Below are 23,326 nucleotides of genomic sequence, written 5' to 3' on the forward strand. Positions count from 1 at the left end.
TAGAAAGAATTCACAACCTACCATTGGTTATGGTCACTTACACCTATTACTCAAAATAGTAACTAAGCTATATTGAAGATGAAACAATATTATTTCTCATCACCTCTACTGAAAGTAACAACGTCACATTTTTTGCGATACAAGCAGACTGATGACTACATTGGTCAAACGTCAACATCATTAATCGAAGTAACACAATCAAGAAAGAACTATCTCAAGATTATCGTCAACTGCAACCACTGATACCCAATATCTGAGCGACTCATCAATAATCCATATGACGTCATTAGAATTGATATTGACGTAAATTCAACAAAAACAAATCCATAATGAAAATGTGCGACGATCAGGTACCGACGCAAGGCAGCATGTCATTGGCAAGACACTGATGTACACTGAATCTTGATACTTCAGCCAATGTCACCGCGCACCGCATCACTACATGGATTTTCTGTCGCTATACTCCATACCTAGTCGGATAGGATGCGATGTTCACTTTACAGAGAATTCGAATATTAGTAGTAGAAAACGATGCAATGAATACAATGCTACTTGAAATGCAACTCTCTCAAGCTGGCGCATCAGTGATCGACTCTACAGCATTGATCGAAGATGCCATTGCGCTGATTAACCAACAACCTCCAGATATTGCAATCCTTGACCACCAACTCGGTAATGGAAGGACCAGTGGCATAATCGCCAAGCGTCTCAGTGAACTAGATATACCATTCGTTCTAGCCACTGGAACTCCTCCAGAATACATATCTAGTGAGTTCGCCTCAGGTGTAATACTGACTAAGCCATATCTGACTAAGGAACTGATACACGCTTTGGAAAAAGCTTACGAGAGAACTCCCTCTATAGGCATCGTACCCAAGTCTCATTAATGAGATATAGTGGAAGTTAAAATTAAAAAATCGAAAATATTTAAATAAATTCAATGATGCATTAGAAATCAAAAGATCCCTAAAGATCTTAAGCTCACTGGATTTATATTTCTGATTATTTACCCAAGTAATCAGAAATAACAATAATGAATTTCACACATCTTCATAAATAAAATTAAAACTAGTGTTGACATAAGATAAAAAATATCGTCATTATAATTTTCTCAACTCCATTACATTAAAAAAGACCCACCCATTTTCAGATCACATTAGAAAATCATCAAGGTTATCAAGAAAATAAATACGTCTATTACATCTCAAAAATAATACGAGAAACTCAAGATATAAACGATGTTCCAGGAAAGCAAGAAATCAAACTAATGCAAAAAAATCGCCACCAATTCATCATCAAATTCAACTGAATCCATCGCCATATCTTGCACACAGTGAGGCGAACATGGAATCACTGTTAACAAGCTTGTCATCATGCATGGAAACACGATAAATAAGCTGGATACCGTTAAACAAATACGCACACCAATGAGGGATACAGCATCCTCATCGCCACAGACAATGCTCCGACCTAGGGTTCGAGCGCAGCAGAAAATATCCTTAGCAACCAATGATTGAAAAGCCTCCACAAAAGAAAAAGCACTGGTAACACAAGCAATTTAGAAGGCATGTAAATACTGAAAAAAAATCCTTCAGTACATACACCACACAAGCAAGAAATCCCGCCATACGCACCGACCAACTGCAACTGACACAACTTAGAAATCAGAGATCATTATCCAACCGCAACTGGCTAGAATGATCGTGTACAACTGATACAGCCATGCAAATTAGTAACATCACGCTGAGAGAGGCTCCCTGTTTTTAGTACCCTTACCGCGTACGCAAACATTCGACACCATTAAAAATAAAACAGCAATGCAATTACGTGATGATAAAAGCAGCAACGTTAATATCCCATAGCGACATGAAAAGAGCCGGAAACGCACGCTCCCGGCTCCTGGGAAAACCCCAAAACTCTCTTTGGAATGGATCAGCTCATCGCAACCACATAGCGGCGCTCAACCTCATCCCAGTTGATCACGTTGTAGAACGCATTAACGTAATCCGCACGACGATTCTGATAGTGCAAGTAATATGCATGTTCCCACACATCCAAGCACAAAATAGACGTCTTACCATCGCATAGAGGGCTGTCCTGATTAGCGCTGCTTTCAACCACCAAAGTTTTGCTCGGAGTGACGTTTAGCAATGACCAACCGGACCCGAAACGACTGAGTGCAGCTTTGGTAAAAGCATCTTTAAATGTCTCAAAACCACCCAGCTGCTGGTCAATCGCTTTAGCAACCTCTCCTTTCGGCTTGCCGCCGCCATCCTGAGCCATCACCGTCCAGAACAGTGAATGATTGGCGTGACCACCGCCGTTGTTACGTACTGGAACCTGCAAGCTTTCCGGCAAACTTTTTAAGTTACGGAGCAATTCTTCAATGGGTAAATCCGCGTACTCCGTTCCTTCCAACGCAGCATTAAGATTATTGATATAGGTGGCATGGTGCTTGGTGTAATGGATTTCCATTGTCTGGGCATCAATGTGTGGTTCCAACGCATCGTAAGCGTAAGGCAGGATGGGAAGGGTGTAAGCCATGCGTTTCTCCTGAAGTCATACCGGCGGATGCCGACGTTTATGGTAAATGGTAAAGACGATAGGCACAGCTACCAAGGAAAACCATAGGGAGACCACACCCCACTAAAACCCATCAGCATGCTGATGGGTGTCCTTTAGATAGACTAGACACTGGCTTTGAGTTCTGCTTTTAGCGCCAATAGTCAAGTTAAAAACAACCAATCCAGACATACTCGCCACTCTTCCTCTCCGACCCGGGCATATGCTTAGAAAATTCACGCTATCGGCCACCGTTTTACTAGTGCTCGCCACGTTGTGGGGCATGCACTCATTACATGTTTCTAATCCGGAATTTGCGCCAGGGTCGCAAAACCATCACGGCGGAGTACAGATCGCACCACCGGCATTACGCGCCAAAGATGGGTTACCGGAATTTCTCCCCGCAGAAGCACGTACCTTGGTTAGACTCATTCAACAAGGAGGCCCTTTCCCTTATCGTAAGGATGGCATCATCTTTGGCAACAGAGAAAAACGGCTACCAGCACGTCCATACGGTTATTACCGCGAATACACCGTAGAAACACCAGGTTCTCACGATCGGGGTGCCCGACGGATCGTTACCGGTGGTGATCCCCCAGAGATCTGGTACTACAGTGACGATCACTACACGAGCTTCCGCAGCTTCAACGTATCAACGCGATGAATAGCAACACCCTCCGATTAGATCCCAGTGACCCCAAAAGCTCCAGGGTCTATCGGGTTGCCTCCAGCGATCTGCCTCACTTGGCCGCAGTGACCCATGCAGCCGGACTTCAAGTTATCCACGTGAACCTGCACCAGTGCCGCGACAAAGCCACGTTGCTCCTGGAGTTAGCAACCCAACTGAATTTTCCCAAGAGCTTTGGGCACAACTGGGACGCACTCGCAGACGCACTGCGGGATCTAAGCTGGCTGGCGGCGTCTGACGGGCAAGCACTGTTACTAGACGGCATCGCCACACTGGCACAACAGGCAGCCGATACACACGCAATCCTCCTAGATATCCTTGAGGAGGCAACCGCATCTTGGGCCAATGATAGCCGGGTGTTTATGGTCTTTGTGGCCGACACCGACTAAGGCAAGCAGCCGGTACACCAGACTGGGTAATGCATGCCAATACGATATGTTTTTTCAACGATCCAGTTCAGCCCAACGGACGTAGGCAGAATCCAGTTCGGCCTGGAGCATGGTCAAACGCTGTGTATCAGCACCCACTAAAGCGCTATCGCGCTGATAAAAATCAGCTGTGCTCATCGCCTCAGTCAACGCTGCCAACTCTTCTTCCAAACGCTCAATGCGATTAGGTAACTGTTCCAACTCACGCATATCCTTGTAGCTAAGCTTACGTTTGACCGACCCGGACACAGGCATCACCACTTCCGCTTTGGCGGCATGTGGCTCGCGCACCATCACCATAGTAGGCTTGGGACGCTGCCACAGCCAATCACTGTAGCCACCGACGTATTCACCAACGTTTCCTTCTGCTTCCATCACCAACGTCGATGTCACAACATTGTCGAGGAAATCGCGATCATGACTGACCAACAGCAGCGTGCCCTTGTAATTGGTCAACAATTCCTCCAGCAACTCCAGCGTCTCAACATCCAGATCATTGGTCGGTTCATCCATCACCAAAACATTAGACGGTTGTGCAAACAACTTCGCCAGTAATAACCGATTACGCTCACCACCGGACAAGCGAGTGATGGGTGCCCGAGCACGTTCAGGAGTGAACAAAAAGTCCTGCAAATAAGCGTAGAGATGTTTTCGCTTGCCATTGAGATCGATAAAGTCTGCACCTTCAGCAACGTTCTCAATTGCATTCCAGTCCTCACGCAAAGTCGCACGATATTGGTCAAAGTAAGCAATCTGTAGATGAGTGCCCATACGCACCTCACCAGCCTGCGGTAGCAGCTCACCCAACAACAACTTCAGCAACGTCGTCTTGCCACTGCCATTGGGGCCAATGAATCCGATACGGTCACCACGCAAGATTGTGGTGGAGACATCACGCACAATCGTGCGCTCACCGAATGCAAAACACAGATTCTTTGCCTCAATGACCTTCTTCCCAGAGAACTCGCCTTGAGCCACCTCAAGTTGTACATTGCCACTTAGCTCACGGCGCTGAAGACGCTCCATCCGCATCGCCTTGAGCCTGCGCACACGACCCTCATCACGAGTACGACGCGCCTTGATCCCTTGCCGGATCCACACCTCTTCCTGAGCCAACAGCTTATCGAAGCGTGCCTGCTGCTGTGCTTCTAGGTTGAGCCGCTCCTCACGGCGACGCTCATAATTATCCCAATTTCCCGGCCAACTCGTGACATGACCACGGTCGATCTCAACAATGCGCGTCGCCAAAGCACGTAGGAAACGGCGATCATGGGTGATAAATAGCACGCTACCATCCCACCCCTTGAGGAAACTCTCAAGCCAATCAATCGCCTCGGTGTCCAAGTGGTTGGTTGGCTCATCCAGGAGTAACAAATGAGGCAAAGACACAAGCGCAGATGCCAGTAACACACGGCGTTTCATCCCACCAGACAGAGACGCAAACTCAGCTTCGCCGTTTAACTCGAGACGGGTTAGTACCTCAGTCACTCGCTGATCCAGAGACCAAGCATCGCTGGCATCAATCCTAGATTGGACTTGTGCTAATGCCTCAGTGTCGAGAACTTCCGCATGACTGAGTTGGTGAAATTCAGCGAGCCATCGCCCAGGCTGACCAAGGCCGGCAGCAACCACATCGAACACGCTACCGCTCATGTCCTGCGGCACCTCTTGCTCAAGACGCGTCACCCGCATGCCCTGCTGAATACGAATTTCGCCACTGTCCGGATGCAACTCTCCAGCAATCAACCTCATCAGTGTTGACTTACCTGCACCGTTACGACCGATGAGAGCAATGCGCTCACCTTGTTCAATACTCAGTGCTGCTTTTTCCAACAACAATGGACCACCAACGCTGTAATCAACATTTTGAAGAGTAATCAGAGGCATTGGCGCATTGTACGCAGCAGCCAGTCGTTGCGTCCTGGAGGAAGACACAACGACACCCCCAAAGCAGCTTGCACAGCAATCAAGCAACTCAATACAACCCACTCCACCATACAATTGCCGAGACCAATCCCACTTTCATCAAGTACAACACCCTGGTTTTTCAGGGATTGGGACTCATAGTGCATCAGCACTCTGGAACACCACAACCAATGCAAGATTTGAATTCACTCCTGACACAGCCACACACTGTGTGAATCAAACACCTGACACTGTCTCCACTCAAGAACTGCAAGACAGCATCGAACAACCAATGCGGCTGCGCGCCCACTCTGGACGCCGCATCGCATATGCCTCACGTCCTAGCTGAAAATCATAGGGTCGGCGCATGACCTCCAACAGTGCATGTAACTCAGTGAGATCGCCTTGCTCAGCACATTCGATCGCCTGCTGCGTCAAATAATTGCGCAACACATAGCGTGGATTAGCCAAACGCATGCGCTCATGCCGTTCGGCAACCGGCAAGGGATCCACAGAAAGACGCGCTGCATAGCGCTGCAACCAATCACGCAACATGGGTGCCTGCGCATCACGTTTGACAGGATCGTAAAATGCCTCAGCCCACAGAGACAGACTGTCCGGCATGTTCGGCTCCCAATCAGCCAATCCCAGGAAAGTCAGCGTCATATCCATCTCCGCTTGGTGCATGCAGGTACGCAATGCATCAAACAACTCCAGGTCTTCATCAAAGCAAGCCGCGAAGCCGAGTTTAGCCGCAGCATCACGGCGCTCGGCCGCTAAGTACGTGGCACGGAACCGTTCTAGTCCTGCCTGCAATGACGCTGCATCACTAAACAGTGGCGCCAGAGCACGCGCCAAACAACCTAGGTTCCAGTACGCCACTTGCGGCTGAGCACCAAAACGATAACGGCGACTCTGGACATCGGTCACATTTGGAGTCCAGTCCAGATCATTATTATCGATCCAGCCGTATGGGCCGTAGTCGATCGTCAAACCAAGAATCGACATGTTGTCGGTATTCATCACCCCATGTACAAAACCAACCCGCATCCAGTGGGCAACAAGCTCCGCGGTACGTGTACAAATCTCGGCAAACCAATCCGCGTACAACGTCTCCCCTGCACCGTGCAAATGGGGGTAATCCCGTATGATCGTAAACTCGACCAGCCGACGTAGCAGATCGATATCACCACGCGAAGCCGGCAACTCAAATGTGCCAAAACGTATAAAAGAGGGCGCTACGCGGCACACAATCGCACTAGGCTCAGGGGCAGGGTGACCGTCATAAAGCATGTCGCGTATCACCGTATCCCCTGTGGCAATCAGACTCAACGCGCGCGTGGTTGGTATCCCAAGATGATGCATCGCCTCACTACACAAGAACTCACGGATGGACGATCTCAATACAGCACGGCCATCAGCACCACGCGAATACGGCGTAGGTCCAGCCCCCTTAAGCTGCAACTCGTAGTACACGCCATCGGCACCAAGCAATTCGCCTAACGTAATCACACGACCATCACCGAGCTGCCCTACCCATTGCCCAAACTGATGTCCACCATAATTGACAGCATACGGCTGCATACCCGTATATAACGCATTGCCGCTAAACACCTCGACGAAACGTGGAGTCACCAGTTCCTCTGCATCGAAATTCAATATCGCTGCCACTTCAGATGAATACGCCAGCAAACACGGCATGGGCACCGGGGTGGGTGCCACCCTGGACCAAGCTTCTAAAACCTGACGCGAGCGTAAGCTGACCTCTGGATCGCAAGGCAGTACATCAATAAAACGGTTGTTAAAACGCAGTGGCCACATATGAATCAGATACGCCATTGGTGCTGAATACCTTGTGATATTGCCGCATCCCAATTAGCGAAGGTTGCGCATATTCCACACAACCTACCCTCAGAATCACCTCTATCACTACGTAGTAATCACGCCAGCACCACTTAACAACAGGCTGGATCGAACACCAATATGACCAAGCCTGCCAATCCCACAAAAGCACAACAACGGTTTGGCCCCAACCGACTTGAAGAAAGAGATTAAACGCAATAGAAAACCTGATTTTCCTCTAGAACCACATCACAGAATAGGAAATTAAGAATCCTCAGGAGATATGAGCCATAAGAAATTCTTATCTATGGAAAACACGGAAAAAAGCCGGAAGCAGGTACTTCCGGCGTTACGAGAACAATCTCTAATGAGACCCTAGATTACAGAACCTGAACTTGGTCAGCCTGCATACCTTTCTGGCCTTGCACAGCAACGAAAGAAACTTTCTGACCTTCCTGAAGGGACTTAAATCCATTACCTTGAATTGCGCGGTAATGGACAAACAGGTCGGGCCCATTATTCGAGGTGATGAAGCCGAAGCCTTTATTATCATTGAACCACTTCACCGTACCTATCTGACGATCATCAGACGTATCAGACATTACAAACTCCTGAACAATTGAATGGATAACGGCCACCGGAGATCGGGGCCAAAACTGAGTTGCAGGCGTTGGTCAAACGGAACGATGAAGCTGATCAGGTGATCGACTGCAACAGGCCACGATTCACTGTGAGCCTAGCAAACACAGCACGTGTAACGATACTAGGCTTTTCTTAAAAAATCGACTCCCCTCTATCTAATTATCACTACATCCAGTCTACTGATTGAGAAATAACTCGCACAATATATGCGTCTCATCTCCCCTCCCATCCATGGCTCTCACCATCGCTACCACATAAGAGCACTCTGTAGAGCAAAGCCACATAAAATTGAAGCCACAATATTTGCCTTAGACAGGCTCTTCCGCAATCAGTGTAGATGGCATAAATAAAAATTGATGCTGCACACCCAAGACTTCCGCTTGTTGGCACAATCAGCATTTGAATTGACACTATAACTTCATCCAAAGGCATCGCTTCGATGACTCAAACAACCAAAGAAAATCAGTGAATTAAGTTAGACAAGGTCCTGTTGCACCAGGGGCCACTATCTTAGTAGAGAAAAAACCATGGCCAGACCTGTACACCAAGATAGCCCAACCGAGCAGCTTCACTAAACACAACATCCAGCGAAACATACTGATCCAATAGAGCTTAAGATCAATTCCAAGCAGTAAGCACAGAAACTCGAATCACACTATCGTCACATCATAGTTACGAAACACCGAAATGATGACCAAGGCAATTGAGATGCGCTATACGCATGATAATCATCTCTATGAATAGCCAAAACGGAGATGGATACAATTCTGATTTTCATCTATTCATCTAGAAGAAACAAGATTCTCAAAAAAATTTTGACTTCCAACAACAATCAGCCAACTTTACTAGAAAATGAATGACATTACTGATATTAATTACTTATTTACTCATATTTCCAAAATCAACCGCAGGAAGAAGAATTATTATTTATAGAATATTTTTGAGACGAATATATAAAAAGTTTGACTATTATCACTAATCTGAATAGTAACTGCAAATCAATTCTAAATATTTGGTTCTCAGTGAATACATAGCAACGGTCTATGTCTAAAACCTATTCCTCGAGAAAAACATGGCCACACTGGCTAAATAACGCAAACCAAGACATGTAGCATGGCTAGCCCCCCCCTCTTAGACTTGACGCAACATCGTTTAAGAGATCTGACTGCTGGATAAACCAATACGCCAACTAGATAAATACCAACTACATTCCATAGCCAAATTTTTGGCAACCTAGTTAGGAATTGATAGCACAACCAGAAACAAAAACACCGACGACATCAATTTAAGCATTAAAGAACTGCTACACCTGAGTCGTACTTCGTTCAGCCAGGTGTAGACGTATTCAGCTGATCTAGGAACTTCACAATCCATATCTGCATTTCTCGATCAAAAGGATAAAGCACCTAAGCGGCCATGCAGTGCATGCATAGATTGCTCGTGTCCCCTCTCATCCCTTGGACTAACGCATGAAAAAAAACAAAGAACGCACGCTAAGACTGATGATCATTGACGATAACCCTGAGAATACCGAAGCGATCGTTACTTTGCTGCGAAATAGCGGCATTGCAGTGCGACCATCCCGGCCACAGCACCTAGAAGACGTGACAATGATGCTCAGTCACCCAATTGACCTAGTACTAGTCGGCAATTCCTCCCAAATATCACTCAGAGCACTACATCAACAAATTTCCACTAGTGGCAAAGACGTCCCCCTGATCCAACTGACTTGGCAACTCAACGAGAAAGAGTGGATTGCTGCAACCGGTTTCGGTATCCGCTCAATCGCCTTAGGTCACCACCCCAAACACCTACTGGAAGTGGTAAACAACGAAATTGAAGCGCTGCAAATACGCCGCAGCCTACGCCGATTCGAAGCGCAAATACGGGAGACCGAACGCCGCTGTAATGCGCTGATCGCATCGTCAAGAGATCCAATCGCCTATGTGCATGAAGGCATGCACATTCAGGCAAACCAAGCTTATCTGGAAATGTTTGGATTCGAATCGTTTGAAGACATTGAGGGGCTACCACTGTTAGATTTGATTGCAGCTCCACACATGGAAGGATTCAAGCATCTGCTCAAAACACTCTCCAAAGGAGAGAAACCACCATCGCAATATAAATTAGATGCGCGTCACGTAAATGGCAACATATTTCCAGCAACAATGGAGTTCACCACCACAACATACGAAGGTGAACCCTGCATCCAGGTAGTGCTCCGTGGCTACGAAGAATTCGACCAAGAATTGACACGTGAAATCGAAAAACTGCGTCAACGTGATCCTATTACCGGGCTTCTAAATCGCCAAGCCTTCATCATCGCATTAGAAGATGCTGTAGCACGCGCCGGTATGAACGGAGATCAATTTGGCTTGCTACTAGTTGAACCTAACCATTACACAAGAATCCTACAAGAAATCGGCTTGGACTCGGCGGACACACTCATCACCTCACTCGCAAATTTCTTTTCTGAAATGATCGATTCAAAAGTAGCAGTGCGAACCGCGCGTTTCTGCGAGACCAGATTCGCACTACTGTTAGAGGGCGATTACACCCATACCATAACATTGGCTGAACGTATCCGCATTGACATCGCACAACATATATTCCTGCTTGGAAAACACTCAACCACAGTCACAGTAAGCATTGGCGGTGTACAAATAGGCGAACGCATCGCCAATTTGTGCAAAGTACTCCATCACGCCGCCGAGTCAGTTCAGATTGCCACTCAGCTTGGTGGCAACACTGCCATAATCTACGATCCAGCGGCAGCGGATCGCGCAGAGGAACTGCGAATCCAGAACTTGCTAAAACAACTGCAGCAAGCAGTGACAAACAACGATTTGACCATTTATTACCAACCGATAATGAGTCTACAGCAACAATCCCTAGAGCTATACCAAATTTACATAGGCCTGCATGGAGATGAAGAACTCATTTCGTCGGTGACACTGCTAGAAATCGCCAAGAAACGCGAGTTGATCGCACAAATTGATCGATGGGTAGTTGCGCGTGCGATCGCACAGATCGGTGAACGCCAGCGGGCCGGCCATACCACGCATTTACTGGTACAGATCGACTCGGCTTCGTTTACCGACCCGCAGTTACTCACCATGCTACGTACAGAATTAGCAGCACATCATGTTCGTGGGGAGCAACTGTGGTTACAAACGCCGGAATCAAAAGTGTTCACCCATTTATATAATGCGCAGCAGTTTCTTAGTGAAATCTCAGTACAAGGCTGCAAAATGGGGCTAGAACAGTTCGGTACAGGGCTGGACTCATTTCAGTTATTGACACATTTCAAGCCAGCATTCCTAAAATTGGATCGTAACCTAACTCAAGACATCAACTCCAACCATGACAGTCTAGAAAAGATTCGTGAGATAACTTCACGTGCGCAAGACAACGGAATTGCAACCTTCGCCGAATTCGTGACCGACTCAACGTCGATGAGCGCATTATTCAAGGTAGGCGTGGACTACGTGCAAGGAGACTTCGTCGCGCCAATCAGCGCAACAATGAACAACGAGTTCTAATACGACTTAGTGTTACCACCTCAACAAAGTTGGAAAAGATACATAAAAATAGTCCTTTATTTTCTTTCCGAACCATAGTGGACTCGAATTACTAGACCAAACTATGGGTCAGGATTATAGAAACAATGTAACAATCAATTACTAAAGTTGGCTAATAACTGCATTACATAATTAGTTAAAATCCAAATTAGAATCAGATAATTAAGCAGCAACCAAAGCGAGAGTGTACATTACTCTCTAGCCATACGAAGCGCAGCAATACGCTCACTCAAAGGCGGATGACTCAAGAAAAGCTTACGCAGCCCTTCACCGATACCACCATAAATACCAAAAGCTTGCACCTGCGTCGGTAACGTACTTTGGCCATGGTTAATCCCAAGCCGCTCTAATGCAGCAATCATTTTATTGCGGCCGGCCAAGTATGCACCGCCCTCATCAGCACGAAACTCACGACGACGCGAAAACCACATGGTAATTATCGTCGCAAAAAGACCAAACAATAATTCCAATACCAATACAATCCCGTAGTAAGCAACACCACGACCACCACCACGATTTCCGGAAAGCAGACTGTCAATAAACCCTCCAACGACCCGCGCTAGTACGATCACAAATGTATTAAGCACACCCTGCAGCAACGCCATAGTCACCATGTCACCGTTGGCAACATGTGCGATCTCATGCCCCAACACTGCCTCGGCCTCATCCTGACTCATGTTCTGCAACAAACCGGTAGATACTGCCACCAGCGCATTGTTGCGATCAGCACCAGTTGCAAAAGCATTGATCTCAGGTCCCTCATAGATAGCTACCTCAGGCATGCCGATGCCAACAATCTCGGCTTGCCGCCTTACAGTGTCTAGTAACCAGCGCTGACTTGGATTCCTGGGTTGCTCAATCACATAGGCACCAGTCGTATGCTTAGCGATGGCTTTAGACATCAATAGCGAGATAAGCGAACCACCAAAACCCAAAATTAAAGCCATAACCAACAGCCCACTCATTTGTGTCGGATTGACACCCAGCAACGACATCACGATGCTAGCTAAAATCAATACTGCAATATTGGTGATGGCAAATAAGACAATACGAGTCAACATATAACGAATATTCCAAAATATAGAAAAGAATATACATCACAATGTGTGGTCAGTATCACTGAATATCAAGCGATAAAACTGATTGATATTAAGGGGATCATGCGTGATCGAATATACTGAGGGCGCTTCGCGCCTTTATCACTTACTAATTAGCTCACCCTTGAACACAGTACGCGCGCGCTGCTCGCTATGCAAAATGCTTAATTGAGAGTTGAAAAATTGAACAAACCGCGTTAATTATCAGGTATTACTGATGCGGAACTACAACGTTTATCTTTCACCTCAATGCAGTAGCAGAGTCGCACAATCATGTATACCTCATCGTATCGGACTGATCTTCATCTGTATGCAACTTGGTAAGCATTAGATCAAGCCGCACATCCTACGGACAGCAACGGAGTTGCAGAAATTATAATGCGCAAAGAATACCTCAATTTTCACAGAACGTCTGCCACATACAGCAATTCCTGGGGATAAATTAATCCACCCAGCAAGGCAAAAGGAACATAAATACATACTCAAAAAAATTTATGCTTTATCCTAGTCTCTGAAGCACTTAGAATATTTTTATAACAAGACACTTATCTTGAGTTCGAAGAATTCAAGCGTAATTGCTAGAAAAGATCAATCAAACTGTTGATAGACAACATCTGAATCTGAAACAGAGGAGCATACAGGCATAAGCTCAATTTTCTATTCAACATCAATCGCACAAGGCTCAAAAATATTTAAGAAGCAATCACCCTAAAGATTAAGATCACCGCAATCATCAGATCTAGAAATGCAGTAAAGACGAACCAACTGAGCCGTTATTAAAGCTGATATGCACGAATCATTAATTTCGCCAATATACGAAAGTATATCATCTAGCATCAACCTCAATAACACTTCATATCACAAAGAAACAGCAAGCCACATATTACTTTTATATACAAAACGCGCAACAGCATATTACAGTATCGATCTTATCTCCCACATATTACACAACGAGAATCTAAGAACACACACTCGCACCATTTAATACCAACGCACCAATGACAATAACTACTGTGCTGCACACACTGCTACAGTCAAGATTGACCGATCAATGGCTACACTCAGCATTATCAAGAAATACCGAAACCACACAATCCACAATGCTTAATATCTTCAGAAACATCGCAACTGAAGAGAGACTGCAGTTAATCATTGAAGGTAAAACTCTAATAAAAATTAAGGAGGGAAAAAACAGAAAGTAATGAGCGAACGCCTCACTTCCAATTAAAATACTAAAAATAATTGTCTATTTCTATGAAAATTCACTACAAATAGAAACTATTTATAATGCAATATACAAGCATCATTGGATCAGCAACAGCAACAGCAACAGCAACAGCAACAGCAACATAACTATACACAAATAATTTATTGGTTCAAAAGTCGAGAGAGATCAATCAACCGACTTATTGAATGCAATCTTTAGAATTATCAAGGTAACCCCGCACAACCAGCAGATGCAATTTCAGTGCGAACACTTAATTTAGACACTGTAGTCGGGCGCTGTGCAGAGAAAGAACTATTAAAATTGACACCAATAACTTAGGATACTTAAAATTTAAATACATTACAATTTTTGAAATAACAACGGCGAACCGAGATTAAATCGGTCCGCCGTTTGAAAAAATCCAACGAGCTAAGACCGCCGGACTACAAAGCACTCTAGTTAACCAATAACCTTCGAAACAACGCCAGCACCCACTGTCCGCCCACCTTCACGGATCGCAAAGCGCTGACCCTCACCCATCGCCACAGGATTAATCAGAGATACCGTCACCTTCACATTATCACCAGGCATCACCATCTCTACACCCTCAGGTAAACAGACCTTACCGGTAATGTCTGTTGTACGCATATAAAACTGCGGAGTGTATCCATTGAAAAACGGAGTATGACGACCACCCTCCTCTTTCGAAAGCACATACACCTCAGCCTCAAATTCTTTATGCGCCTTTATACAACCAGGCTTCGCCAACACCTGACCACGCTCCACTTCATCACGCTTCGTACCGCGCAACAATAGACCCGCGTTGTCACCAGCCTGACCTTGATCCAATAACTTACGGAACATCTCAACACCCGTAACAATCGTCTTCGACGTCGGACGAATGCCAACTATTTCCACCTCATCGCCAACCTTAATCACACCACATTCAATACGACCTGTCACCACAGTGCCACGACCAGAAATCGAAAACACATCTTCCACAGGCATCAAAAACGGACGATCAATCGCACGCTCCGGATTCGGAATGTGGGTATCTAATGCTTCCGCCAGTCGAATAATCGCCGGTACACCAATCTCAGACTGATCACCCTCCAGCGCCTTCAACGCGGAACCTCTCACAATAGGAGTGTCATCACCAGGAAAATCATACTTGCTCAACAACTCACGAACTTCCATCTCCACAAGCTCAAGCAACTCAGCATCATCCACCATGTCAGCCTTATTCAAGAACACAACAATGTAAGGCACACCCACCTGGCGAGCCAACAAAATGTGTTCACGAGTCTGAGGCATCGGACCATCAGCAGCAGAACATACTAAAATCGCACCATCCATCTGCGCCGCACCTGTAATCATGTTTTTCACATAATCAGCATGACCAGGACAGTCCACATGGGCATAGTGGCGGACTTCAGTTTCATACTCGACGTGCGCCGTAGAAATAGTAATCCCGCGCGCCTTCTCTTCAGGTGCCGCGTCAATCGCATCGTATGCCTTAAACTCGCCACCAAAACGCTCAGCACCCACCTTGGTCAGCGCCGCAGTCAGTGTAGTCTTGCCATGGTCAACGTGACCAATCGTACCAACATTTACGTGCAACTTAGTGCGTTTGAACTTATCCTGAGCCATAGAATTAGAAACCTCTTCTGCTAAATTTTTACTCGATTTTAATAACACAGCGCCCAGCAAAAGAGCCGTTGTTTATGGCCTTCGGCAAGCTGGCAAACGCTTCCGTTTAAGTTTTCTTGATGACAGTATCGGCAATGTTGGTAGGTGCCTCTTCGTAATGGTCAAATTCCATCGCAAAAGTAGCCCGTCCTTGCGTCATCGAACGCAGCGAGGTGGCATATCCAAACATCTCGCCCAATGGAATCATCGCATTGATAACCTTGCCCGAAAGACTATCATCCTGGCCTTGCAAAACACCACGGCGACGACTTACATCACCCATGATATCCCCCAAATAATCCTCAGGACTGACAATTTCAACCTTCATGATTGGCTCAAGTAACACAGGATTAGCTTTAGCGAAACCCTGTTTGAACGCCATTGAGGCAGCAAGCTTAAACGCCATTTCTGAGGAGTCAACATCATGGTATGAACCGAAAACCAGCTTAACTTTCACACCGACGACAGGGAAACCAGCCAACGGACCACTGGTAATAGTTTCACGCAATCCCTTCTCAATCGGTGAGATAAATTCTTTAGGTATAACACCGCCGGTAATTTCGTTAATAAACAAAAAATCACCCTTCACATCTGGATGCTGTTTATCGACATCGCTCATTGGCGAAATCTCAATCACAACATGACCATACTGACCCTTACCACCCGACTGTTTTACGTGTTTATAATCCGACTTCACATCACTCTTACGGATCGTTTCACGATAAGCTACTTGTGGCTTACCAACGTTGGCCTCGACATTAAATTCACGACGCATACGGTCAACAATAATGTCTAGATGCAGTTCACCCATACCCGAAATAATGGTTTGACCTGATTCCTCGTCAGTCTTGACACGGAAAGAAGGATCTTCCTGCGCAAGACGTCCCAGAGCCATTCCCATTTTTTCCTGATCGGATTTAGTCTTAGGCTCAACCGCCATTGAAATCACCGGTTCAGGGAAAATCATCCGCTCTAGAGTGATGATATGGTTTTGGTCACATAGAGTATCGCCAGTTGTGACATCCTTCAGACCTACCGCAGCAGCTATGTCACCAGCACGAACTTCTTTTATTTCGTCCCGTTGGTTGGAGTGCATTTGTAAAATCCGTCCCACACGTTCCTTTTTCAATTTGACGGAGTTATACACTTGGTCACCAGAATTCAGTACACCAGAGTAAACACGAAAGAATGTCAGCGAACCAACAAATGGATCAGTCATAATCTTGAAGGCTAAAGCCGAAAAAGGCTCGCTATCCGAAGCCTTGCAGCGGCATTCGTTACCTTTTTCATCCAAACCCTGCACTGGAGGGCGGTCAGCTGGCGAAGGCAATAGGTGTATGACGCCATCAAGCATCGCTTGCACACCCTTATTCTTGAATGCTGAACCACAAAACACAGGTATAATTTCAACCTTCAATGTTCGCTCACGGAGCCCTTCTAATATTTCCTGTTCTTTCAACTCACCTTCATTCAGGTACTTATCCATTAATTCTTCAGTCGCCTCTGCGGCAGCCTCGACCATAAAGGCACGCGCCTTTGAAGCTTTATCAACTAATTCAATGGGGATATCACGGTATTCAAAGACAGTACCCTGCGACGCAGCATCCCAATGGATAGCTTTCATTTTCAGAAGGTCAATCACCCCCTCAAAACCATCTTCTGCACCAATCGGCACTTGCATAGGCACAGGATAAGCACCTAGACGCGCCTTCAATTGCTCGACAACTTTATCAAAGTTAGCACCGGTACGATCCATCTTATTGACGAAAGCCATGCGTGGCACAAAATACTTATTAGCCTGACGCCACACTGTCTCGGACTGAGGCTGCACACCGCCGACCGCACATAGTACGAATACCGCGCCATCAAGCACACGCAGGGAACGCTCCACTTCTATGGTGAAGTCAACATGCCCTGGAGTATCAATGATATTAAAACGGTGCTGCGGCATAGATTTATCCATACCGGACCAAAACACAGTGGTCGCAGCGGAAGTGATAGTGATGCCACGCTCCTGTTCCTGCTCCATCCAATCCATCACCGCAGCACCATCATGAACTTCACCCATTTGGTGACATACACCAGCATAGAAAAGGATGCGCTCGGAGGTAGTGGTCTTACCAGCATCAATATGAGCCATGATGCCAATGTTACGATAACGATGAATAGGAGTGGCACGAACCACGGGAACCTCTCAATTCCTCAAATTTCAAATGGCCAAACGCCGCTTCCCAGCGGCCTTCGGATGAGACACAGAACTGTTACTATTAGCAAAGAGTATTTATAAGACACGAAAAACCCTTTACCAAAAATCTATAAATCACCAGCGGTAGTGGGCAAAGGCTTTATTTGCTTCAGCCATACGGTGAGTCTCATCACGTTTTTTGATGGCACCGCCACGACTCTCAGATGCGTCAAGCAATTCTGCCGCCAATTTACGTGGCATAGAGTTTTCGCCACGTTTACGTGAAGAATCTATCAACCAACGCATCGCCAGCGCCATGCGACGAGAAGCGCGTACCTCTACTGGCACTTGGTAAGTTGCACCACCTACACGACGCGACTTAACCTCAACAGCAGGAGAGACATTGTCAAGGGCCTTCTGAAGCAATTCGATAGCATTTGAATTTTTCTCACCAATAACATTCATCGCGCCATAGACGATTTTTTCGGCAACAGACTTCTTACCACTTTTCATCACCATATTGATGAAACGCGCAATAGTTTCACTACCATATTTTGGATCTGGCAGAACATTACGCTGCGGAGTAGAACCTTTACGAGACATTATTAGCTGACTCCTTTAACTCTTCGGGCGCTTTGCGCCATACTTCGAACGGCCCTGACGCCGCTTGGCGACACCAGCAGCGTCAAGCGAACCACGCACCGTATGATATCGCACACCGGGCAAATCCTTGACACGACCACCACGAATCAAAACGACAGAATGCTCTTGCAAATTGTGACCTTCACCACCTATGTAGCTAATGACCTCTTCTTGATTGGTTAGACGCACTTTAGCAACCTTACGCAATGCAGAGTTAGGTTTTTTAGGGGTGCTAGTGTATACACGAGTACACACTCCACGGCGCTGAGGACACTTATCAAGTGCCGGGGAGGCGCTCTTGTAAGTACTCGCTTGCCGCGGCTTGCGAACTAATTGATTAATAGTTGCCATCGTAGATTCTTCTAAATAAAGCACAAAAGCCTGTGCATTAATAAAGGGAAGCAGTGCAGTTAACTGCACTGCGGTTAACAAAAACCGCATAATTGACAGATGAACAAACTGCCAATGAAGCAAGAAACTCAGACTTACTTGACCGCGGCCTAATAATCAAATCATCGCACAATACCGTTATGATAGCTATTTTTCGACGGTTGATAGTAAGCAGAATTTATGATTCATCCGAATACTCAAAAACCCACCTTACCCCCCAAGAGGAATCGCATCCTTGGAAGGCGAAGTAACTTCTGTACCAGATGAGGTACTGCGACCAACCAAGGTTTCCATTTCAGACTCAGTAAGACCAACAGAACTATAGCGACGCTGGCTATGATACGTCTGGCCAGTACCAGCCGGAATAAGGCGACCAACGATGACATTTTCTTTCAAACCACGCAAATTATCCCTGGTCCCTCGTACCGCAGCCTCAGTTAAGACACGGGTCGTTTCTTGGAAAGAAGCTGCGGAAATGAACGATTCCGTTGCCAAAGAAGCCTTAGTAATACCTAGTAACACTGGATTGTACTTTGCTGGTAATTCATTGCGCGCAATTAACTTCGCGTTTTCATCGATAACACGCTGACGTTCAACTTGCTCACCATTGAGGAACTTACTGTTTCCCTGATCAACAATCTCAACTTTGCGCAACATTTGCCGTGTAATGACTTCAATATGCTTATCATTGATCTTCACACCCTGCAAACGATACACATCCTGTATTTCTTTAACCAAGTAAGCAGCTAACGGCTCGATACCGAGTAAACGCAAAATATCCTGTGGACTCGGCTCACCGTCCACAATGGTCTCCCCCTTGGTGACATGCTCTCCCTCGAACACAATAATTTGACGGTACTTAGGAATCAACTCTTCGTGCTCGCTTCCATCGGCATCTTTAATAATCAATCGCTGCTTACCTTTGGTGTCTTTACCAAAACTTATCACCCCTGAACGCTCAGCCAAAATAGCAGGATCTTTCGGCCTACGCGCTTCGAACAGATCCGCCACCCGAGGCAAACCGCCAGTGATATCGCGAGTTTTGGAGGCCTCCTGTGGAATCTTAGCCACCACATCACCGATGCCAACTGGAGCACCATCCTGAAGATTAACAATCGAACGCGGAGGCAACAAATACTGAGCTGAAAGATCAGTACCGGGAATAGTCAGATCGTTACCTTTTTTATCAACGATACGCACCAAAGGACGAAGATCCTTACCTTGGGAACCACGGCGCTTCAGATCAGCAATCTCACGGGAAGATAAACCAGTCAGATCATCAGTTTTCTCAATGACAGTGACACCATCAACAAAATCGATAAAACGGACAAAACCTGCAACTTCAGAAACAATTGGGTGATTGTGGGGATCCCAATTTGCCAAGATTTGCCCTGATTTGACTTCAGCCATATCCTTGACATTTATAGTTGCACCGTAAGGTAACTTGTAGCGTTCACGCTCACGGCCGTGAGTATCTAGAACCGAAATCTCTCCGGAACGAGATACCGCAACCAAAGTACCATTGGCATGCTCAACATACTTTAGATTAGTAAATTTTACCGAACCGCTAGTTTTTACAGTAATGTTATCTATCGCTGCTGCACTCAACGCGGTACCACCAATATGGAAGGTACGCATCGTCAACTGCGTACCTGGTTCACCGATTGATTGAGCAGCAATGACACCTACTGCTTCACCCATATTAACCAAATGACCACGAGCGAGATCCCTACCATAGCATAGGGCGCATACGCCAAACGGAGACTCACATGTGATAGGAGAACGAACCTTCACTGACTGCACACCGGCCTCTTCCAACTTAGCTACCCATTGCTCATCAAGCAAGGTGCTACGAGTTACAATGGGCTCATCATCATTACCAGGCAGCAATACATCCTCAGCAACAACACGTCCTAACACGCGATCCTTAAGTGGCTCAACAACATCTCCACCTTCAACGATCGGGGTCATAGTTAATCCACCAGCAGTGCCGCAATCAAGCTGTACAACACATAAATCTTGAGTGACATCAACCAAACGGCGAGTCAGGTAACCAGAGTTCGCTGTCTTCAATGCAGTATCAGCCAAACCTTTACGAGCACCATGCGTAGAGTTGAAATATTCCTGGACACTCAAACCTTCACGAAAGTTAGCTTTGATGGGTGTCTCAATGATCGAGCCATCAGGACGTACCATTAGACCACGCATAGCAGCTAATTGGCGAATCTGCTGCGGGCTACCGCGCGCGCCAGAATCAGCCATGATATAGAGCGAATTCATCGACTTCTGATCAACGATTTCACCATCGGCGTTAACCACTCTCTCAGTGCCGATGGTATCCATCATTGCCTTGGCAATCCGTTCATTAGTACGGGACCAAATATCAACCACTTTGTTATAACGCTCGCCAGCGGTAACCAATCCGGATTGATACTGCTCCTGAATCTCGAGCACTTCTTGCTCAGCTTCACCCAATATTTCTTTCTTTTCGATAGGAATCAGCATGTCATCAATACAGATTGACACACCGGCACGTGTCGCATAGGCATAACCCGTGTACATCAATTTATCTGCAAATACAACAGTTTCCTTCAAGCCAAGCATGCGATAACTTGAATTAATCAACCTCGAAATGTTCTTTTTAGTCATTTCGGTATTGACAAGAACAAACGGCAAACCTTCTGGAAGAATCTCACTCAATAATGCACGACCTACCGTAGTATCTACAATCGAAGAAGCCTTGTTACGCAGCCCTTGATCATCAGTCTCTATCTCTGTAATACGAACCTTCACCTTAGCATGCAATTCAACAACGCTATTGTCGTAAGCACGTTTCAGCTCGCTGGTATTGGCGAACACCATCCCTTCGCCCTTCTTATTTTCAAGTGCACGGCTCATGTAGTACAAGCCAAGTACAACATCCTGTGATGGTACGATGATCGGCTCACCATTCGCTGGAGACAGTATGTTGTTAGTAGACATCATCAACGCACGCGCTTCAAGCTGAGCTTCGAGCGAAAGAGGCACATGCACGGCCATCTGATCGCCATCGAAATCTGCATTGAATGCAGTACAAACTAACGGATGTAACTGAATCGCTTTACCTTCAATTAAAACTGGCTCAAAGGCTTGAATACCCTGGCGATGTAAAGTTGGCGCACGATTCAATACCACAGGATGCTCAGAAATAACCTCTTCAAGAATATCCCAGACCTCGGCTTCTTCACGCTCAACTAGTTTTTTAGCTCCCTTAATCGTAGTAGCCAAGCCGCGACGCTGCAGCTTAGCAAACACAAAAGGTTTGAATAGCTCAAGCGCCATTTTTTTCGGTAATCCACATTGGTGTAACCGAAGATTAGGGCCTACGATAATCACTGAACGAGCAGAGTAATCGACACGCTTTCCAAGCAAATTTTGGCGAAAACGACCCTGTTTACCCTTAATCATGTCCGCTAACGATTTTAAGGGACGCTTATTAGTACCAGTAATAGCACGCCCACGACGACCGTTGTCTAGCAACGCGTCGACTGATTCCTGCAACATGCGCTTCTCGTTGCGCACGATGATGTCAGGAGCACTTAACTCCAATAAGCGGCACAGACGATTGTTACGATTAATGACTCGACGGTACAGGTCATTAAGATCAGAGGTTGCAAAGCGACCACCGTCCAACGGCACCAGCGGACGCAGGTCTGGGGGTAGTACAGGCAACACGGTCAAAATCATCCATTCCGGACGATTGCCAGATTCGATAAACGCTTCAATCAGCTTAATACGTTTAGTCAAACGTTTCAGCTTAGTCTCAGAACCAGTGACAACGATTTCCTCACGCAAACGAGCCATCTCCGATTGCAAGTCAATCATTCGCAAGAGTTCGTATACAGCTTCGGCTCCCATAGAAGCATCGAAGTCATCAGCATGTTCTTGACGGGCTTGCAAATATTGTTCTTCGGTTAGGAGCTGACGCCGTTCTAAAGGAGTTAGACCCGGCTCAGTCACTACATAGGCTTCGAAGTACAAGACACGCTCGATATCACGTAAAGTCATGTCCAGCATCAATCCAATGCGTGAAGGTAGCGATTTTAAGAACCAAATATGAGCAACAGGCGAAGCTAGCTCAATGCAACCCATACGCTCACGGCGTACTTTTGCTAAAGTCACCTCGGTACCACATTTCTCACAGACCACCCCTCGATGCTTCATGCGCTTATATTTGCCACATAAACATTCATAGTCCTTGATAGGACCAAAGATAGCAGCACAAAACAAACCATCACGCTCAGGCTTAAAAGTGCGGTAGTTGATTGTTTCCGGCTTCTTCACTTCACCGAACGACCAAGATCTAATCAAGGCAGGCGAGGCAAGGCCAATCTTGATGGCATCGAAATCCAATGTCTGGCGCTGCTGATTAAAAAGATTGAGTAGATCTTTCATAATTCTTCTCCGAAATTCGGGCATCGGGACGAGT

The 23,326-nt window shown here is 46.2% G+C and carries 14 protein-coding genes and 2 pseudogenes; 4 read left to right on the forward strand and 12 right to left on the reverse strand.

Going from position 1 to position 23,326, the window contains the following annotated elements:
* Positions 1-488 precede the first annotated feature (488 nt).
* The gene (locus tag F7G16_RS10900; protein ID WP_011098322.1) at positions 489-887 is read left to right on the forward strand and encodes a response regulator; all 399 of its coding nucleotides are present in this window, start codon (positions 489-491) and stop codon (positions 885-887) included.
* Between the two features lie 1,045 nt (positions 888-1,932).
* Here the strand turns inward: F7G16_RS10900 and F7G16_RS10905 are convergent.
* Positions 1,933-2,544, reverse strand: a complete 612-nt coding sequence (locus F7G16_RS10905) for a superoxide dismutase (RefSeq protein ID WP_004087549.1) — start codon at positions 2,542-2,544, stop codon at positions 1,933-1,935.
* A gap of 241 nt (positions 2,545-2,785) precedes the next feature.
* Here F7G16_RS10905 and F7G16_RS10910 point away from each other — a divergent pair, with 241 nt between their 5' ends.
* Positions 2,786-3,226 (forward strand): guanyl-specific ribonuclease, encoded by a 441-nt coding sequence (locus F7G16_RS10910; RefSeq protein ID WP_004087554.1) that lies wholly within the window; start codon positions 2,786-2,788, stop codon positions 3,224-3,226.
* The gene (locus F7G16_RS10915) at positions 3,223-3,639 is read left to right on the forward strand and encodes a barstar family protein (RefSeq protein WP_004087556.1); all 417 of its coding nucleotides are present in this window, start codon (positions 3,223-3,225) and stop codon (positions 3,637-3,639) included. The genes F7G16_RS10910 and F7G16_RS10915 overlap by 4 nt, the downstream gene beginning before the upstream one ends.
* Positions 3,640-3,693: 54 nt before the next feature.
* On the opposite strand, the pseudogene F7G16_RS12845 reads toward F7G16_RS10915, so the two are convergent.
* From F7G16_RS12845 to csp2, 5 genes and pseudogenes are all read right to left on the reverse strand, one after another.
* Positions 3,694-3,915: pseudogene (locus F7G16_RS12845) on the reverse strand (ABC transporter ATP-binding protein); the annotation flags it as partial.
* Between the two features lie 66 nt (positions 3,916-3,981).
* Positions 3,982-5,565 (reverse strand): annotated as a pseudogene (locus F7G16_RS10920) (ATP-binding cassette domain-containing protein); the annotation flags it as partial.
* Positions 5,556-5,750 carry a hypothetical protein gene (locus F7G16_RS10925; RefSeq protein ID WP_012382770.1) on the reverse strand — a complete coding sequence of 65 codons (195 nt, stop codon included), beginning with the start codon at positions 5,748-5,750 and terminating at the stop codon, positions 5,556-5,558. The gene F7G16_RS10925 and the pseudogene F7G16_RS10920, both read right to left, overlap by 10 nt.
* A 94-nt stretch (positions 5,751-5,844) precedes the next feature.
* The gene (locus F7G16_RS10930) at positions 5,845-7,404 is read right to left on the reverse strand and encodes a protein adenylyltransferase SelO (protein ID WP_011098324.1); all 1,560 of its coding nucleotides are present in this window, start codon (positions 7,402-7,404) and stop codon (positions 5,845-5,847) included.
* Positions 7,405-7,805: 401 nt separating this feature from the next.
* Positions 7,806-8,027: a cold-shock protein Csp2 gene (gene csp2, locus F7G16_RS10935; RefSeq protein WP_004084681.1), complete on the reverse strand. Its 222-nt coding sequence runs from the start codon at positions 8,025-8,027 to the stop codon at positions 7,806-7,808.
* 1,509 nt (positions 8,028-9,536) lie between these two features.
* On the opposite strand from csp2, the gene F7G16_RS10940 reads away from it, so the two are divergent.
* Positions 9,537-11,609 (forward strand): GGDEF/EAL domain-containing response regulator, encoded by a 2,073-nt coding sequence (locus F7G16_RS10940; RefSeq protein WP_004087568.1) that lies wholly within the window; start codon positions 9,537-9,539, stop codon positions 11,607-11,609.
* Between the two features lie 230 nt (positions 11,610-11,839).
* On the opposite strand, the gene htpX is transcribed toward F7G16_RS10940, so the two are convergent.
* From htpX to rpoC, 6 genes are all read right to left on the reverse strand, one after another.
* The gene (gene htpX / locus F7G16_RS10945) at positions 11,840-12,709 is read right to left on the reverse strand and encodes a protease HtpX (protein ID WP_004087571.1); all 870 of its coding nucleotides are present in this window, start codon (positions 12,707-12,709) and stop codon (positions 11,840-11,842) included.
* A gap of 1,702 nt (positions 12,710-14,411) precedes the next feature.
* Entirely contained in the window at positions 14,412-15,602 is a 1,191-nt protein-coding gene (gene tuf / locus F7G16_RS10950) for an elongation factor Tu (RefSeq protein WP_004089480.1), read from the reverse strand.
* A gap of 106 nt (positions 15,603-15,708) precedes the next feature.
* Positions 15,709-17,826 (reverse strand): elongation factor G, encoded by a 2,118-nt coding sequence (fusA, locus tag F7G16_RS10955; RefSeq protein WP_011098325.1) that lies wholly within the window; start codon positions 17,824-17,826, stop codon positions 15,709-15,711.
* Between the two features lie 135 nt (positions 17,827-17,961).
* Complete coding sequence (gene rpsG, locus F7G16_RS10960) at positions 17,962-18,429, reverse strand: 30S ribosomal protein S7 (protein ID WP_004090723.1); 468 nt, start codon at positions 18,427-18,429, stop codon at positions 17,962-17,964.
* A gap of 15 nt (positions 18,430-18,444) precedes the next feature.
* Complete coding sequence (gene rpsL, locus F7G16_RS10965; RefSeq protein ID WP_004084687.1) at positions 18,445-18,819, reverse strand: 30S ribosomal protein S12; 375 nt, start codon at positions 18,817-18,819, stop codon at positions 18,445-18,447.
* A 249-nt stretch (positions 18,820-19,068) separates the two neighbouring features.
* A complete protein-coding gene (gene rpoC / locus F7G16_RS10970) occupies positions 19,069-23,292 on the reverse strand; it encodes a DNA-directed RNA polymerase subunit beta' (protein ID WP_011098326.1) in 4,224 nt (1,407 codons plus the stop codon).
* Between the last annotated feature and the right edge of the window lie 34 nt (positions 23,293-23,326).

This window comes from Xylella fastidiosa (assembly GCF_011801475.1).
GTDB lineage: Bacteria > Pseudomonadota > Gammaproteobacteria > Xanthomonadales > Xanthomonadaceae > Xylella > Xylella fastidiosa.